The sequence below is a fragment of the Xenophilus azovorans DSM 13620 genome, assembly GCF_000745855.1.
GTDB lineage: Bacteria > Pseudomonadota > Gammaproteobacteria > Burkholderiales > Burkholderiaceae_C > Xenophilus > Xenophilus azovorans.
Genome location: NZ_JQKD01000003.1, coordinates 184,437 through 200,012, shown reverse-complemented (window position 1 = coordinate 200,012; position 15,576 = coordinate 184,437). Strand labels below are relative to the sequence as shown.

Annotated in this window: 12 protein-coding genes; 5 read left to right on the top strand and 7 right to left on the bottom strand. The window is 72.8% G+C overall.

Annotated elements, in window-relative coordinates:
- Positions 1-12: 12 nt before the first annotated feature.
- From treS to Q392_RS00860, 4 genes are all read left to right on the top strand, one after another.
- The gene (treS, locus tag Q392_RS00875) at positions 13-3,357 is read left to right on the top strand and encodes a maltose alpha-D-glucosyltransferase (RefSeq protein WP_038200362.1); all 3,345 of its coding nucleotides are present in this window, start codon (positions 13-15) and stop codon (positions 3,355-3,357) included.
- The gene (locus Q392_RS00870; RefSeq protein WP_084216741.1) at positions 3,354-4,226 is read left to right on the top strand and encodes a mechanosensitive ion channel family protein; all 873 of its coding nucleotides are present in this window, start codon (positions 3,354-3,356) and stop codon (positions 4,224-4,226) included. Before treS ends, Q392_RS00870 begins: the two co-directional genes overlap by 4 nt.
- A gap of 270 nt (positions 4,227-4,496) precedes the next feature.
- Positions 4,497-6,665: a 4-alpha-glucanotransferase gene (malQ, locus tag Q392_RS00865; RefSeq protein ID WP_038200361.1), complete on the top strand. Its 2,169-nt coding sequence runs from the start codon at positions 4,497-4,499 to the stop codon at positions 6,663-6,665.
- 131 nt (positions 6,666-6,796) lie between these two features.
- On the top strand, positions 6,797-7,834 hold the full coding sequence (locus Q392_RS00860) for an LLM class flavin-dependent oxidoreductase (protein WP_038200518.1): 1,038 nt from the start codon (positions 6,797-6,799) through the stop codon (positions 7,832-7,834).
- Here Q392_RS00860 and Q392_RS00855 read toward each other — a convergent pair.
- The 7 genes from Q392_RS00855 to Q392_RS00825 all read right to left on the bottom strand — a co-directional run bounded on the left by Q392_RS00855 (position 7,818) and on the right by Q392_RS00825 (position 15,070).
- Entirely contained in the window at positions 7,818-8,681 is an 864-nt protein-coding gene (locus Q392_RS00855; protein ID WP_051952609.1) for a hypothetical protein, read from the bottom strand. The genes Q392_RS00860 and Q392_RS00855 overlap by 17 nt on opposite strands.
- 434 nt (positions 8,682-9,115) lie before the next feature.
- The gene (locus Q392_RS00850; protein WP_038200516.1) at positions 9,116-9,883 is read right to left on the bottom strand and encodes a 5'-methylthioadenosine/adenosylhomocysteine nucleosidase; all 768 of its coding nucleotides are present in this window, start codon (positions 9,881-9,883) and stop codon (positions 9,116-9,118) included.
- A gap of 2 nt (positions 9,884-9,885) precedes the next feature.
- A complete protein-coding gene (locus tag Q392_RS00845; RefSeq protein ID WP_084216739.1) occupies positions 9,886-12,324 on the bottom strand; it encodes a xanthine dehydrogenase family protein molybdopterin-binding subunit in 2,439 nt (812 codons plus the stop codon).
- Positions 12,325-12,381: 57 nt separating this feature from the next.
- Entirely contained in the window at positions 12,382-12,861 is a 480-nt protein-coding gene (locus Q392_RS00840; RefSeq protein WP_038200360.1) for an ExbD/TolR family protein, read from the bottom strand.
- Positions 12,862-12,866: 5 nt separating this feature from the next.
- A complete protein-coding gene (locus tag Q392_RS00835) occupies positions 12,867-13,574 on the bottom strand; it encodes a MotA/TolQ/ExbB proton channel family protein (protein ID WP_038200359.1) in 708 nt (235 codons plus the stop codon).
- A gap of 22 nt (positions 13,575-13,596) precedes the next feature.
- Positions 13,597-14,445, bottom strand: coding sequence for a 4-hydroxy-tetrahydrodipicolinate reductase (gene dapB, locus Q392_RS00830; protein ID WP_038200358.1), 849 nt, complete (start codon positions 14,443-14,445; stop codon positions 13,597-13,599).
- A gap of 58 nt (positions 14,446-14,503) precedes the next feature.
- Positions 14,504-15,070, bottom strand: a complete 567-nt coding sequence (locus tag Q392_RS00825; RefSeq protein ID WP_051952607.1) for an outer membrane protein assembly factor BamE — start codon at positions 15,068-15,070, stop codon at positions 14,504-14,506.
- Between the two features lie 85 nt (positions 15,071-15,155).
- On the opposite strand from Q392_RS00825, the gene fur reads away from it, so the two are divergent.
- Entirely contained in the window at positions 15,156-15,575 is a 420-nt protein-coding gene (fur, locus tag Q392_RS00820) for a ferric iron uptake transcriptional regulator (protein ID WP_038200357.1), read from the top strand.
- The last annotated feature ends 1 nt before the right edge of the window (position 15,576 follow it).

Genomic DNA, 15,576 nt, shown 5'->3' with positions numbered 1-15,576 from the left:
AAGGACCGGCCGATGAACGCACCCGTGCCGCAACTGGCGCTGGAGACCGCCGAGGTCGACACCTCGCAGGACCCGCAGTGGTTCCGCGACGCGGTCATCTACCAGCTCAACGTCAAGGCCTTCAACGACACCAACGGCGACGGCATCGGGGACTTCAAGGGCGTGACGGCCAAGCTCGACTACGTCAAGGAACTGGGCGTCAACACCATCTGGCTGATGCCCTTCTACCCCTCGCCGCTGCGCGACGACGGCTACGACATCTCCGAGTACAAGAACGTCAAGGCCGAGTACGGCACGCTGGAGGACTTCAAGGAGATGCTGGACGCCGCGCACGAGCGCGGCCTGCGCGTGATCACCGAGCTGGTCATCAACCACACCTCCAGCGACCATCCCTGGTTCCAGCGCGCGCGCAACGCGCCCAAGGGCTCGCCCGAGCGCGACTTCTACGTCTGGAGCGACACCGACCAGATCTACCAGGGCACGCGCATCATCTTCACCGACACCGAGACGTCCAACTGGGCCTGGGACCCGGTGGCCAAGCAGTACTACTGGCACCGCTTCTTCAGCCACCAGCCCGACCTGAACTTCGACAACCCGGCGGTGCTGGAGGCGGTGTTCGACATCATGCGCTTCTGGCTGGACATGGGCGTGGACGGCTTCCGGCTGGACGCGATCCCCTACCTGATCGAGCGCGACGGCACCTCCAACGAGAACCTGCCCGAGACGCACGCGGTCATCAAGAAGCTGCGCGCCGCCATCGACGCCAACTACAGGAACCGCTTCCTGCTGGCCGAGGCCAACATGTGGCCGGAGGACGTGCGCGAGTACTTCGGCGACGCCGACGAGTGCCACATGTGCTATCACTTCCCGCTGATGCCGCGCATGTACATGGCCATCGCGCAGGAAGACCGCGACCCGATCATCGAGATCCTGCAGCAGACGCCGGACATTCCCGACGGCTGCCAGTGGGCCATCTTCCTGCGCAACCACGACGAGCTGACGCTGGAGATGGTGACCCACCGCGAGCGGGACTACATGTACAGCACCTACGCGGCCGACCTGCACGCGCGCATCAACCTGGGCATCCGCCGGCGGCTGGCGCCGCTGATGGACAACGACAAGGACAAGATCAAGCTGATGAACGGCATGCTGCTGTCCATGCCCGGCTCGCCCATCATCTACTACGGCGACGAGCTCGGCATGGGCGACAACGTGTTCGTGGGCGACCGCAACGGCGTGCGCACGCCGATGCAGTGGAGCAACGAGCGCAACGCCGGCTTCTCGCGCGCCGACCCGCAGCGCCTGTACCTGCAGCCGATCATGGACCCGGTCTACGGCTACGAGGCCGTCAACGTCGAGTCGCAGGCGCGCGACAACAGCTCGCTGCTGCACTGGACGCGCCGCATGCTCGCCGTGCGCAAGACCAGCAGCGCCTTCGGCCGCGGCCGCAAGACCTTCCTGCGCCCCGGCAACCGCAAGATCCTGGCCTACCTCAGCGAGTACGAGGGCGACGTCATCCTCAGCGTGTTCAACCTCTCGCGCGCGGCGCAGCCGGTGGAGCTGGACCTCGCCCACTGGAAGGGCCGCGTGCCGGTGGAGATGCTGGGCCGCTCGGTCTTCCCGCCCATCGGCGAGCTGCCCTACCTGTTGACGCTGCCGTCCTTCGGCTTCTTCTGGTTCCGCCTCTCGACCGACGCGCCGCTGCCCGCCTGGCACCAGGAGGGCCGGCCGCTGCGCGACCTGCAGACGCTGGTGTTCTTCGACGGCTGGGACAGCCTGTTCCGCGACAAGGTGATGCCCTGGCGCATCGGCCTCGCGGAGCGGCTGCGCGAGCAGTTCGAGGCACAGGTGCTGCCCGAGCACCTGCAGCTGCAGCGCTGGTACGCCGCCAAGGGCGAGCCCATCCGGCGCGTCGCGCTGGCCGAGCAGGCGATGTGGGCCTACGACGGCCGCCAGTGGATGCTGCCGCTGCTGGACGTGCAGGCCGGCGCGGCGCCGGCGCGCTACTTCATGCCGCTGGCCATCCTGTGGGAAGACATCGACGACGAGCGCCTGCAGCCCTTCGCGCCGGCCGTGGTGGCCAAGGTGCGCCAGCAGGCGCAGATGGGCGTGATGGGCGACGCCCTGTTCGACCCCGACTTCTGCCGCGCGGTGGCGGTGGCGATGGTCCAGGGCACGGTGCTGCCCGCCGCGCACGGCGAGATCCGCTTCACCGGCACGGCCGACCTGGCGCGCGTCGATCCGGCCGACATCCTCACGCTGGAGGCGGGCCGCCCCAGCGCGGCCAGCAGCAACACCGCGGTGACGCTGGGCGACCAGCTCTTCCTCAAGTGCTACCGCCAGGTGCAGGGCGGCATCCACCCCGAGCTGGAGATCGGCCGCTTCCTCACCGAGACGGTGCGCTTCGCCAACTGCGTGCCGGTGGCCGGCGCCATCGAGTACCACGGCGCCGACGGCCAGGTGCTCACGCTGGGCATGCTGCAGGCCTTCGTGCCGCACCAGGGCGATGCGTGGGAGTACACGCTGGCCTACCTGGACCGCGTGCTGGCCGAGCGCCAGCACATGGCCGAGGACGCGCCGGCGCCCGACCACGGCGCCTTCCTCACGCTGATGCGCCTGCTCGGCCAGCGCACCGCCGAGATGCACCTGGCCTTCGGGCAGGCGCCGGCCGACGACGCGGCCTTCGCCCCCGAGCCGCTGACCATGCCGGACCGCGAGTCGCTGCGCCGCACCGCGCTGCAGGCGCTGGACGACACCCTCGAGCTGCTGCGCGGCCGCATCGACGCGCTGACCGACGGCACGCGCGACGGCGCCGGCCACCTGCTGGCGCGCGCCGAGGCGCTGCGCGCGCGCATCGAGGCCTTCGACGGCGAGGCGCCGCCCGGCCAGCGCAAGATGCGCCTGCACGGCGACTACCACCTGGGCCAGGTGCTGGTCTCGCGCAACGACTTCGTCATCATCGACTTCGAGGGCGAGCCCGCGCGCCCCTTCGACGAGCGCCGCACCAAGGCCTCGCCGCTGCGCGACGTGGCGGGCATGCTGCGCTCCTTCAACTACGCGCGCTGGTCGGCGCTGCGCCGCGTGGCGCAGAACGCCGACGACCTGCTGCGCCTGGACGCCACCGCCGCGCAGTGGGAGGCGCAGGTGCGCCCCGCCTTCATGGGCGGCTACGTCGAGACGCTGGCGCTGGCAGGCCAGGAAGACTTCGACGAGGCGATGCTCGCCCTGTTCGAGATCGACAAGGCGCTGTACGAGCTGCGCTACGAACTGAACAACCGCATCGACTGGGTGCAGGTGCCGCTGCAGGGCCTGATCGCGCTGGCCGATGACGCCCCGCAAGGAGGGAACCCGGCATGAACGAGTTCGGAATCCAACTGGAGCCGCTGCGCGCCATCCTGTACCAGGTCGGTGCCTTCGTCCCGCGCCTGCTGGTGGCGGCGCTGGTGGTGCTGGCCGGCTGGCTGGTGGCCAAGGTGGCGCGCTTCGCCGTCACGCGCGCGCTGCGCGCCGTCAACTTCCCGGTGCTCACCGAGCGCGCGGGGCTCGACGGCTTTCTGCGCCAGGGCGGCATGCAGACCGACACCACCGGCGTGGCCGGCGCCCTGGTGTACTGGGTCGTCATCCTGGCCGCGCTCATCGTCGCCTTCAACGGCCTGGGCCTGGTCTACGTCACCGACCTGCTGGGCAAGGTGGTGTGGTTCGTGCCGAACATCTTCGTGGCGCTGCTGGTGCTGGCCTTCGGCGCGTACTTCGCGCGCTTCGTGGGCGACGCGGTGCACGCCTACGGCCGCAGCACCGGCCTGCGCGAGGCGCGCTTCTTCGCCAAGGTGGCGCAGTACGCCATCCTCGTGTTCGTGGTGCTGATCGCGCTGGACCAGGTGCGCGTCGGCGGCGACATCGTGCGCCAGAGCTTCATCGTCATCCTGGCCGGCTTCGTGTTCGCGCTGGCGCTGGCCTTCGGGCTGGCGGGCAAGGACTGGGCCGCGCGCCGCATCGAGGAATGGCTGCCGCGCGACGGCCCGGCGGCCGAGCCCGTCGCACCGCCTGCCGCGGCGGCGGCCGAGGGTGCGGACGAGACGCCCGCTTCGTCCGTGGCGCCGCTGGTGGTGGAGCCGCTTACCCCGGAGCCCGAGGCGCTGCACCACGACGAACCGCCCTTGCCGCGCCGGCCGCCGTCCGAGCCGCTGATCCCGCGCCGCCCGGTCGATCCGCCGCCGCCGATCTGAGAGCCTGAGAGTCTTTCGCCCATGCCCGCTCGTCACGCCAAAACGCCCCCGCTCGTCGTTGCAAATGCTCGCCATAGCCCGAGCCATGGCTGCGCTTTGCGCCTAGATCGGGCACCTTTTGACGCACCGCTCGGGCACGGCCAAAAAACGCCCAGGCTCTGATGCCGGCGGCGTGCACACTCAGGCATGCAGCTTGCAGCCGGACCCTTCCCGTGAATCCCCGCGCAGACCTTCGCTCTTCCTTCACCGGCCAGGCCGGGGGAGGCGCCCATGCATGAGGCCCTGCTGCGCGCCTGCGCGCGCGCCGGCCTGGCCCGCGACTACCACGACGTCTTCGGCCACCGCATCGAGGTGGCGCCGGCGCAGCTCGCCGCGCTGCTGCACCAGTTCGGCTGGGGCGCCCACGCGCCCGGCGACGGCGCCGCCTGGCACCGCGAGATCGAGCAGCGCGAGGACGCCGCCTGGCGCCGGGCGCTGCCGCCGGTGCAGGTGGTCGCGGCCGGCGCGCCCGGCTTCGCGCTGCGCGTGCGCGCGCCGCACGACGCGCCGGCGCGCGGCTGGACGCTGCACGGCGAGGACGGCCGCGTGCTCGGCAGCGGCCGCCTGCTGCCGGGCGAGGGCGCCGAGCACGGCCGCCGCCACGTCGACGGCGTGGAGCGCATCGAGCGCGTGCACGAACTGGCCGCCGAGCTGCCCCCCGGCTACCACCGGCTGTCGCTGGAGGGCGAGGACGAATCCCTGCTGCTGATCGCCGCGCCCGCGCGCTGCCACCTGCCGCCCGAAGGCGAGCGCAGCTGGGGCATCGCGGTGCAGCTCTACGCCCTGCGCTCCGAACGGCAGTGGGGCATGGGCGACTTCACCGACCTGGCCGAGCTGGTGCCGGTGGCGGCGCAGCTCGGCGCCCAGGCCATCGGGCTGAACCCGCTGCACGCGCTGTTCCCGGACGACCCGGGCAAGTGCAGCCCCTACAGCCCTTCCTCGCGCCAGCACCTGAACGTGCTGTACATCGACGTCGAGGCGCTGCCCGAATTCGCCGCCTGCGAGGCGGCGCGGCGCTTGGTGGCCGAGCCGGCCTTCCAGCAGCGGCTGGCCTCGCTGCGCGCCTCGGAGTTCGTCAACCACGCCGGCGTGGCCGCGGCCAAGCTGGAGGTGCTGTCGCTGCTGCACCGCCACTTCGCGGAGGACGGCGCCGATGCGCAGCGCAGCGCCGCCTTCGTCGCCTTCCGCGCCGCGCGCGGCGAGGCGCTGCAGCGGCAGGCGCTGTTCGATGCGCTGCAGGCGCACTTCCGCCGGCAGGGCCTGGCCGCCTGGGGCTGGCCCGCCTGGCCGGCCGAGTACCACGACCCGGCCGCGCCGGCCGTGGCCGCGTTCGCGCGCGAGCACGCGGCCGAGGTCGACTTCCATGCCTGGCTGCAGTGGGCGGCCGACGAGCAGCTGCAGGCCGTGGCCGCGCGCTGCCGCGAGGCCGGCCTGCGCATCGGCCTGTACCAGGACCTGGCCGTCTCCGTGGACCGCAACGGCGCCGACGCCTGGAGCGCGCGCGCCGTGCTGGCCGCCCAGGCCAGCGTCGGCGCGCCGCCCGACGCGCTGGGCCCGCTGGGGCAGGACTGGGGCCTGCCGCCGCTGGCGCCCGAGCGGCTGCGCGAGAGCGGCTACCGCCTCTTCATCGACAGCCTGCGCGCCTGCATGCGCGGCGCGGGCGCGCTGCGCATCGACCACGTGATGGGCCTCACACGCATCTTCTGCATGGCGCCCGGCGCCACGCCGGCCGACGGCGCCTACGTGTACTACCCGGCCGAGGAACTGCTGTCCATCGTCGCGCTGGAGAGCCAGCGCCACGGCTGCGTGGTGATCGGCGAGGACCTGGGCACCGTGGCCGACGCCACCCGGGCGCTGCTGGCGCGCTTCGCGCTGCTGTCGTACCGGCTGCTGTACTTCGAGCGCCACGGCAGCGGCTTCAAGCCGCCTGCCGCGTACCCGCACGACGCGCTGGCCGCCATCGGCACCCACGACCTGGCGACGCTGCAGGGCTGGTGGGCCGGCGCCGACCTGCACACCCGCATCCGGCTGGGCATCCTGCCCGGCCCGCAGGCCGGCTGGCAGCAGCTGCACGAGCGGGCCGCCGAGCGCGTGCAGCTCATGGCCGCGCTCGACGCCGAGGGCCTGCAGGGCCTGGAGGGCGCCGCCCACGCGCTGGGCGAAGGCACGCTCGGCACTGCGACGGCGGCGGCCATCCATGCCTACCTGGCGCGCTCGCCGGCGCGGCTGATGATGGTGCAGGCCGAGGACCTGCTGGCCCAGCAGGCGCAGGTCAACGTGCCAGGCACCGTGGACCAGCACCCCAACTGGCGCCGCCGCCTGGCGCTGCCGGCCGGGCGCTGGGCGGACGAGGCGCGCGTGCAGGCCATCGCCGCCGCGGTGTGCGCCGGGCGGGGCTGAAAAAGACCCCTCGGTCAACCGCTTCGCGCTTGCCCGATCCCCCAAGGGGATGCTTTTCATCTTGGGGCGGCCCGGCGATGAAAAAGGGCCCACGCCGGCGCGGCGGCGCATCGTGCGCCATCATCCGCGCCATGTCCTCCGCACCCACCCTGCCCCTGGCCATCCTCGACCTCTCGCCCATCCGCCACGACGGCGACGAAGGCCAGTCCTTCCGCCATTCGCTCTCGCTGGCGCAGCACGGCGAGACGCTGGGCTTTCGCCGCTACTGGCTGGCCGAGCACCACGGCATGCCCGGCATCGCCAGCGCCGCCACCTCCACGCTGCTGGCCTACATCGGCGCCGGCACCTCCAGCATCCGCATCGGGGCCGGCGGGGTGATGCTGCCCAACCACTCGCCGCTGGTCATCGCCGAGCAGTACGGCACGCTGGCGGCGCTGTACCCGGGCCGCGTCGACCTCGGCCTGGGCCGCGCGCCCGGCTCCGACGGCGCCACCGCCCGCGCCCTGCGGCGCGACCTGCACGAGAGCGCCGAGCGCTTCCCGCAGGACGTGGTGGAGCTGATGGACTTCATGAGCCGCGAGCCGCGCCAGCGCGTGCTGGCGGTGCCGGGCCGCGGCAGCGAGGTGCCGGTGTGGATCCTCGGCAGCAGCCTGTTCGGCGCGCAGCTGGCCGCGCACCTGGGCCTGCCCTTCGCCTTCGCTTCGCACTTCGCGCCGCAGGCGCTGATGCAGGCCCTGCAGATCTACCGCGAGACTTTCCAGCCGTCGGCCCAGCTCGCGCAGCCCTATGCGATGGCGGGCTTCAACGTCTTCGCGGCCGACGACGAGGCGAGCGCGCACCTGGTCGCCAGCTCGTGGCAGCAGTCCTTCGTCAACCTGCGCAGCGGCCGCCCGGGACGCCTGCCGCCGCCGGTGGCGGGCTACCGCGAGCGCATCGGCCCGGCCGAGAACGCGCTGCTGGACTCGGTGCTCTCGTGCGCCGCCATCGGCACGCTGGACACCGTGCGCGCGGGGCTGCAGGCCTTTGCCGACCGCACCGGCGTGGACGAGATCATCGTCGCCAGCGGCATCCACGACCACGCCGCGCGGCTGCGCAGCTACGAGATCACGGCCGAGGCCGGGCGCGGGCTGCGCATGAAGGGCGCCGCAGCCCTCAGAACCGCATCTTGACGGCCGCCACCGGCCCGTGGAACTTCAGCCGCAGGCGCTGCAGGCCGGCGTCGTCGCGCTTGAGGTCCACGTCGGTGACGGCGTAGGCCAGCGACACGCCGACGTTGCGCAGCGGGAACCACTCCACCCCGGCGGTGGCGTTGTAGATGCTGCCGCGCACCCCGCCGCCGCCCCCCTTGTGGATGCCCGAGCCGTCGAGGAACAGGCGCAGGTCGGGCGTGATCGCATGGCGCACGCCCACTTCCAGCATGGGTGCCACGGCGTCGTCGCTGTCGTGCCGCGTGTAGTAGCCGTTGTAGCCGGCGAAGCCCAGTCCCGCCAGCCCCGCGTTCGCGCTGGCGAAGGCGTGCGTTTCGAGCGAGACGCGGTAGTAGCCGATGCCGGCGCCCAGGCCGACGACGGTGTTGCCGGAGCCGAACCAGTAGCGGTAGCCCAGGCGCGCGACGTCCAGGTCGAAGTCCAGGCTCAGGCCGGTGGCCAGGCCGGCGCTGAAGGGGCCGGAGGTGTAGACGCCGCCCCACTGGTCCGCATACGACTGGCTGTAGCGAAAGGCCTCGAAGGAAATGCCGTGGTTGTCGCCGATCAGGAACTCGCCGCTGATGCGCGGCAGCGTCTTGCGGCCCGCGTCGAGGTCGCCGGTGCTCAGCGAGCCCCAGCGGTTGCCCACGGCGGCGCTGACCTCCGGCTTGGCGCTGAAGGCGCCCACCGACAGGCTGAAGCGGTCGAGCGCGGGAGACACCTGCGCATGGGCTGCGCCGGCGGTGCCGAGCACGGCGATGCCGGCGAGCGCGAAGGGCAGGGAAGGGCGGCGCCGGCGGGCATCGGCGCGGGGAGGATCCAGAGGCATGGGCGGAATGTCCTGCGGTGGAGCGGGGCCGCCAGGCGCCGCCGGCATCGGTCTGTGCGCGTGTCGGTGCCCCGCAAGGCTCCCTGAACGAGGCACCTTAGCGCCGCCGGGCGCGGCCGGGCCCGCGGCGCGCATCGGTCTTGCGCGTAGGACGACGCCGGCAGGTCAGCGGCGCCCGGCCGCCCGAAGGCACCGGCGCGCCTCGGGGGGCCGCGATACGCGAAGCGATGAGCGTGGGGCCGTTTCAATTCAGTTGTTCATAGCGCTGCGCGCCACCCGCAACGTATGAAACACATCGGCTGTCTCTGCTCCGAAGGCCGTGGAGCAGGTCATGCCAGGGCACCCGAGGAACTGGCTTGGCCAGGCCTCCGGGTGCGCCCCCCTCCCGCCGAAGGCGAGAGAGGGGGGAGCGGCGAAGCCGCTTGGGGGGTGTTTCATGCCAGCCGCCGCAGGGCGGCGCGCACCACCGCCTCGCTGCAGCGGCTGGCGACGGCCGCCACGAAGCGGGTGAAGTCGGTGTGCGCGGCGTCGTCGGCGCGGTCGGAGACGGTGCGCACCGCGGCGAAGGGCACGCCGTAGTCGTGGCACACCTGGGCCATGGCGGCACCTTCCATCTCCACCGCCAGCGCCTCGGGCAGCGCGGCGCGCAGGCGCCCGCTCTCGGCAGCGGTGGCGACGAAGCGGTCGCCGCTCGCCACCAGGCCGCGGTGCACGCGCGGGGCGGCGAGGCCGAAGTCCTGCACCGCCTGTGCGCCCAGCAGCGCGGCGGGCTCGCGCAGGGCCTCGGCCGCCGCGCCCGCCAGCGCCTCGGCCAGCGCCGCGTCGGCGGCGAAGCGCGCACGGCCGTACAGCGGCACCTCGTAGGCCGGGAACAGGGGCGAGGCATCCATGTCGTGCTGCAGCAGCTCGGTGGCCACCACCACGTCGCCCACGCGCACGCCCGGCGCCAGGCCGCCGGCGACCCCGGTGAACAGCACGGCGCGTGCGCCGAAGCGCTCCAGCAGCACCGTGGCGGTGGTGGCAGCCGCCACCTTGCCGATGCGCGAGAGCACCACCACCACCGGCTGCCCTTCGAGGTGCCCCAGCCAGAAGTCGCGCCCGGCGGCGCGCACCGGCTGTTCGTCCGGCATGGCCGCGAGCAGCGCGGCGAGTTCGTCGTGCATGGCGCCGACGATGGCGATGGGGGCGGGCGGGTGCAGCATGCTCACGCCGGCGCGGTGCCGCCCGCGCCGTGCAGCCACTGCCACAGCCGCGAGGGCGTGAGCGGCATCTGCAGCCTCGGCGACAGGTCGGCCCGGCCGTGGCGCGCCAGCGCATCGGCCACCGCGTTGACCACCGCCGGCGTGGCGCCGATGGTGCCCAGCTCGCCCACGCCCTTCACGCCCAGCGGGTTGTTGCGGCAGGGCGTGGACTCGTCCATCTCGGTGCGGAAGGCGGGCATCTCGCCGGCCTTGGGCAGCGCGTAGTCCATCAGGCTGCCGGTCACGGGCTGGCCGGTCTCGCGGTCGTACACCACCTGCTCCAGCAGCGCCTGGCCGATGCCCTGCACGGCGCCGCCGTCGAGCTGCCCGCGCACGATCAGCGGGTTGACCACGCGGCCCACGTCGTTGACCGAGGCGTAGGCCACCACCGCGACCTCGCCGGTCTGCGGGTCCAGCTCCACCTCGCAGACGTGGCATCCGTTGGGCCAGGTGGGACCGTTCACGCTGCTGGTGGAGTCCACGAAGATGCGCTGGTCGCTCTGCCGGCCGGCCAGTTCGAACAGGCCGATGCCCAGGTCCGTGCCCTTCACGCTGAAGCGGCCCTGCGCGTAGTCGATGTCGGCGGCGGCGGCCTCCAGCTCCTGTGCGGCCAGTTCCCGGCCCTTCTCGATGGTGCGCTCGGCGCCGATGCGCATGGCCGAGCCGCCGGTGAAGAGCGAGCGCGAGCCCGCGCTGCCGAAGCCGTCGCCGCGGTCGGTGTCGCCCAGCACCACGCGCACGCGCTCGATGGGCACGCCGAAGGCATCGACCACCAGCTGCGCCAGCGTGGTGGCGATGCCCTGGCCCATCGCATTGACGGCGGAGAAGACCTCGATCACGCCGTCGGCTTCGCGCGGCGCCGGGCCGCCCCAAGGCGCGCGCGCCCCCTCGGGGGGCAGCGAACCACGCGAAGCGGGGAGCGTGGGGGCCTTGATCTCGACGGTGACGCGCTCCTCGAACACGTTGCCGCCGGTCCATTCGAGGAAGGTGGCGATGCCCAGCCCGCGCCACAGGCCGCGCGCGGCGGATTGCGCGGCGCGCGCCTCGAAGCCGCCCCAGTCCGCCAGCGCGAGGCCCTGGTCCATCACCTGCTCGAAGGCGCCGGTGTCGTAGACCTGCCCCATCGGGTTGGTGTAGGGCATCTGCTCGGGGCGGATGAAGTTGCGCCGGCGCAGCTCGGTGCGGTCGATGCCGGTCTGCCGCGCGGCCTCGTCCATCAGCCGCTCCATGGTGTGGATGGCCTCGGGCCGGCCGGCACCGCGGTAGGCGCCGGTGGGCGCGGTGTTCGTCATCACCGCGGTGAAATGGAAGTCGATGAGCGGGATGTCGTACACGCTGGTCTGCACCCAGGGGCCGATCAGCAACTGGATCGCCACGCCGGTGCCGGTGGCGTACGCGCCGACGTTGGCATGCGTGCGCACGCGTAGCGCGAGGATGCGGCCGTCGCCCGCCAGCGCCAGCTCGGCCTGCGCCTCGATGTCGCGGCCGTGCGTGGTGGCGAGGAATTCCTCGCTGCGGTCGGCGATCCACTTCACGGGACGGCGCAGCGTGCGTGCCGCGAAGGCGGCGGCCGCGTCCTCCGGGTACAGGCCGGTCTTCATGCCGAAGCCGCCGCCCACGTCGTTGACCACCACGCGCACCTGCTCGCGCGGGATGCCCAGCACCGCGTCGCACAGCGTGTTGCGCACGCCCGAGGGCATCTGCGTGCTCATGCGCAGCGTCAGGCGTCCGTCCTGCGGGTCGATGTCGGCCAGCACCGCGCGCGGCTCCAGCGTCACCGCGGCCACGCGCTGGTTGGTGACGGCCAGCTTCACCACGTGCGCGGCCTGTGCGAAGGCGGCTGCCGCGGCCTGCGCGTCGCCGTGGTGCTGCTCGGCGGCGATGTTGTCGGGCGCCTCCTCGCACAGCGCCGGCGCGTCTTGCGCGAGCGCGTCGGCGAGGGCCACCACCATCGGCAGCTCCTCGTACTCGACCATCACCGCCTCGGCGGCATCGCGCGCCTGCTGCAGCGTCTCGGCGACCACCGCCACCACCGGCTCGCCGACGAAGCGCACGCGCTCGTGGGCCAGCACGCGGCGCGGGGCCGTCGCGGCGGGCGCGCCGTCGGGGCGCTTGAAGCCGGCCACGCCGGGCAGGGGCTTCACGCCGGCCGCCACCAGGTCGGCGCCGGTGTGGACGGCGAGCACGCCGGGCATGCCGCGCGCCGCCTCGGCGTCGATGGAGACGATGCGGGCATGCGGGTAGGGCGAGCGCTGGAAGACCAGGTGGGCCTGGTCGTGCGTGCGCAGGTCGTCGGTGTAGCGGCCGCGGCCGGCCAGCAGGGCGTCGTCTTCCAGGCGGCGCACGGCCTGGCCGCTGCCGAAGCGGCCGGCTTCGGCCAGGGGAGGGCTTGCAGTGTTCACGGGGGGTGTGGGGAACAGCGGGAAGGCCCACTGTGCCACGGATCGCGCGCGTGCGTTTCAGCGGGGCGCGGTGTCTCCGGCGGCCGGCGGCGCCTCGGTGACGAAGCCGATGCGGCCCAGCCCCGCCTGGTTGGCGATGCCCATCAGCTCCACCACCTGGCCGTAGGGCACCGTCCTGTCGGCGCGCAGCTGCACCTCGGTGTCGCGGCTGCGCTCGGCGGCGGCGCGCAGCTTCGTCGCCAGCTCGTCGTTGCCGGCGATGCGCTGCTCGTCCAGGAAGACCTCGCCCGCCGCGTTCACCACCAGGCTCACGAAGCGCGGCGTGTCGCTCGGCTGGCCGGCATCGGTGCGCGGCAGGTCCAGCCTGATGCTGCTGGCCATCAGCGGCGCGGTGATGATGAAGATCACCAGCAGCACCAGCATCACGTCGACCAGCGGCGTGACGTTGATGTCCGACAGCGGCCGCTGGCCGCCGCTGCCCAGCGCCCGGCCGCCCGAGGCGGCGGCGCTTCCGAGGGCGCTGCGGCCGAAGGCCATGGCGTTCAGGCGGTGGCCGCGGGCATCGGCCGCGCGGGGGGCGGCGGCGGTGCGCCCTCGGGCGCGAACACCGCCAGCAGGTCGTGCGCGAAGCCTTCCAGCTCCGCCTCGATGCGGCCGATGACGCGGCCGAAGACGTTGTAGGCCAGCACGGCGGGGATCGCCACCGCCAGGCCGAAGGCCGTCATCACCAGCGCCTCGCCCACCGGGCCGGCCACCTTGTCGATGGTGAAGCCGCCGGTCTGCACGGCAATGGTCGCCAGCGCGCGGTGGATGCCCCATACCGTGCCCAGGAGGCCGACGAAGGGCGCGGTGGCGCCGACCGTGGCCAGCAGGATCTGCCCCGACGAGAGGCGCCGCAGCGCGCCGTGCAGGGCGTCGCGCAGCGCGCGGGTCAGGCGCTGTGGCAGCGCACCCTGGCCTGCGAGGGTGCCTTGCGTTTCTCGCGCATCGGCCGCCACCTGGCCCAGCGCCGCGACCGCGGGGCCGACCAGGCCGGCGCGGTCGAAGGACGCCACGCGCTGGCGTGCGTCGTCCAGCGTGCGGGCCTGCCAGAAGGCGGCCGTGCTGCGCAGCACGTCGCGCGTGCCGCCGCGCAGCAGCCAGGCCTTCCAGAGGATCGCCACCCAGCTCGCGACCGACATCGCCAGCAGCAGCGCCGCCACGCCGCGGCTGAACGCGTCGCCGTGGGTCAGCAGTTCCAGCGCGGACATGCGGCGATCCGGCCCGGCGCGTTCAGCGCAGCTTCAGTACGTCGAACATGTCGAACAGGCCGGTCGGCCGGTCCGCCAGGAAGCGCGCCGCGCGCAGGCTGCCCTGGGCGTAGCCGGCGCGGCTGCTGGATTTGTGCGAGATCTCGATGCGCTCGCCGATGCCGGCGAACAGCACCGTGTGGTCGCCCACGATGTCGCCGCCGCGGATGGTGGCGAAGCCGATGGTGGACGGGTCGCGCTCGCCGGTGACGCCCTCGCGTGCGTACACGGCGCAGTCTTTCAAATCGCGGCCCAGCGCGTCGGCGATCACCTCGCCCATTTTCAGCGCCGTGCCCGAGGGCGCGTCCACCTTGTGGCGGTGGTGCGCCTCGATGACCTCGATGTCGTAGCCGGTGGCCAGCGCCTTGGCCGCCATCTCCAACAGCTTGAAGGTGACGTTCACGCCCACGCTCATGTTGGGTGCCATCACGATGGCGGCGGTCTTCGCACTTTCCGCGATCTGCGCCTTCTGCGCGTCGGAGAACCCGGTGGTGCCGATCACCATCTGCACGCCCAGTTCGCGGCAGGCGGCCAGGTGCGCCAGCGTGCCCTCGGGGCGGGTGAAGTCGATCAGCACCTGGGCGTTGCCGAGGCCCGCGCGCAGGTCGTCGGTGATGCGCACGCCGGTGCTGCGGCCGAGGAAGGCGCCGGCATCGGTGCCGAGCGCCGGGCTGCCGGGCACATCCAGCGCGCCGGCGAGCTGCAGATCGTCCGAGGCCAGCACGGCCTCGACCAGCATGCGGCCCATGCGGCCGGAGGCGCCGGCCACGGCCACGCGGCGCGGCGATGGGGAAGAAGCGGGAGCGTTCACGCGGAGATCCTCGGAAGGCATGCGCTCGAAGGACGACGGTGCGGGGCCGGCGGCCCCGGGCGGCTCTTTCTAAGCCGCCTCAGCGCGATTCGAGCGGGGGGTAGGACGGTGGCAGCGGCGCCGCGGCGTTGGTGCCGGATGCGCCGCCGGCGGCCTTGGCGTCGGCCGGCGCGTCGTATTTCTTGAGCTGGTCTTCGCTGGCTTCGAGCGGCGGCACCTTGCCCGGCTTCTTGCGGGTGTCAATGGTGGCGACGAACTCTTCCTCGGCGGGCATCTCGTCGCCCTCGAAGCGGGCCAGCGTGTCGCCCTCGAAGAACACGGTCAGGCGGCGCTGCTGCGCCTCCACGCCCTGGCGCTGGATGGTGAAGACGTAGTCCCAGCGGTTGGCGTGGAAGATGTCCGCCAGCAGCGGCGTGCCCAGCACTTCGCGCACCTGCTGGCGCGTCATGCCGTTGCGCAGCGCCTGCACCTGCTCCTTGGTCACGACGTTGCCCTGCACCACCTCGACCTTGTAGGGCGTGATGGCGTGCAGTGCGTTGCGCATGCGGTCGCTGGTGCTGCTGCAGCCGGCCAGGACGACCCCGGCGAGCAGGGCGGCGGCCGGCAGCACGAGCCGGCCGAGCTGGCGTCTTGGGGTACCAAGCATGGGGAAAAAGGGTGGCGATATGATCGCGCGATTGTAGCGGCCCCCCTCGGAGGGCCCTGGCCGCGGCCCGCCGCCGGGAACGACCATGAGCAACATCGACAATCTCAAGAGCACCGGCCTCAAGGCCACCCTTCCGCGCCTGAAGATCCTGGAGATCTTCCAGGCCGGCGCGCAGCGCCACATGACGGCCGAGGACGTGTACCGCGTGCTGCTCAACGAGCACTCGGACATCGGCCTGGCCACGGTGTACCGCGTGCTCACGCAGTTCGAGCAGGCCGGCATCCTCTCGCGCAGCCACTTCGAGAGCGGCAAGGCCGTCTACGAGCTGAACGAGGGCACGCACCACGACCACCTGGTGTGCACCTCCTGCGGCAAGGTCGAGGAGTTCTACGACGCCGAGATCGAACGCCGCCAGCAGATGATCGCCAAGGACAAGGGCTGGGTGCTGCAGGACCACGCCATGTCGCTGTACGGCTTGTGCGCCGACTGCGCCAGCCGCCGCTGAG

Bases quoted from the DNA above. Each gene is read 5' to 3' on its own strand.
- Q392_RS00870 (WP_084216741.1), top strand. From the start codon at position 3,354: ATGAACGAGTTCGGAATCCAACTGGAGCCGCTGCGCGCCATCCTGTAC.
- Q392_RS00840 (WP_038200360.1), bottom strand. From the start codon at position 12,861: ATGGCCTTCGGCCGCAGCGCCCTCGGAAGCGCCGCCGCCTCGGGCGGC.
- dapB (WP_038200358.1), bottom strand. From the start codon at position 14,445: ATGCCTTCCGAGGATCTCCGCGTGAACGCTCCCGCTTCTTCCCCATCG.
- malQ (WP_038200361.1), top strand. From the start codon at position 4,497: ATGCATGAGGCCCTGCTGCGCGCCTGCGCGCGCGCCGGCCTGGCCCGC.
- Q392_RS00850 (WP_038200516.1), bottom strand. From the start codon at position 9,883: ATGCTGCACCCGCCCGCCCCCATCGCCATCGTCGGCGCCATGCACGAC.
- Q392_RS00835 (WP_038200359.1), bottom strand. From the start codon at position 13,574: ATGTCCGCGCTGGAACTGCTGACCCACGGCGACGCGTTCAGCCGCGGC.
- treS (WP_038200362.1), top strand. From the start codon at position 13: ATGAACGCACCCGTGCCGCAACTGGCGCTGGAGACCGCCGAGGTCGAC.
- Q392_RS00825 (WP_051952607.1), bottom strand. From the start codon at position 15,070: ATGCTTGGTACCCCAAGACGCCAGCTCGGCCGGCTCGTGCTGCCGGCC.
- Q392_RS00860 (WP_038200518.1), top strand. From the start codon at position 6,797: ATGTCCTCCGCACCCACCCTGCCCCTGGCCATCCTCGACCTCTCGCCC.
- fur (WP_038200357.1), top strand. From the start codon at position 15,156: ATGAGCAACATCGACAATCTCAAGAGCACCGGCCTCAAGGCCACCCTT.
- Q392_RS00855 (WP_051952609.1), bottom strand. From the start codon at position 8,681: ATGCCTCTGGATCCTCCCCGCGCCGATGCCCGCCGGCGCCGCCCTTCC.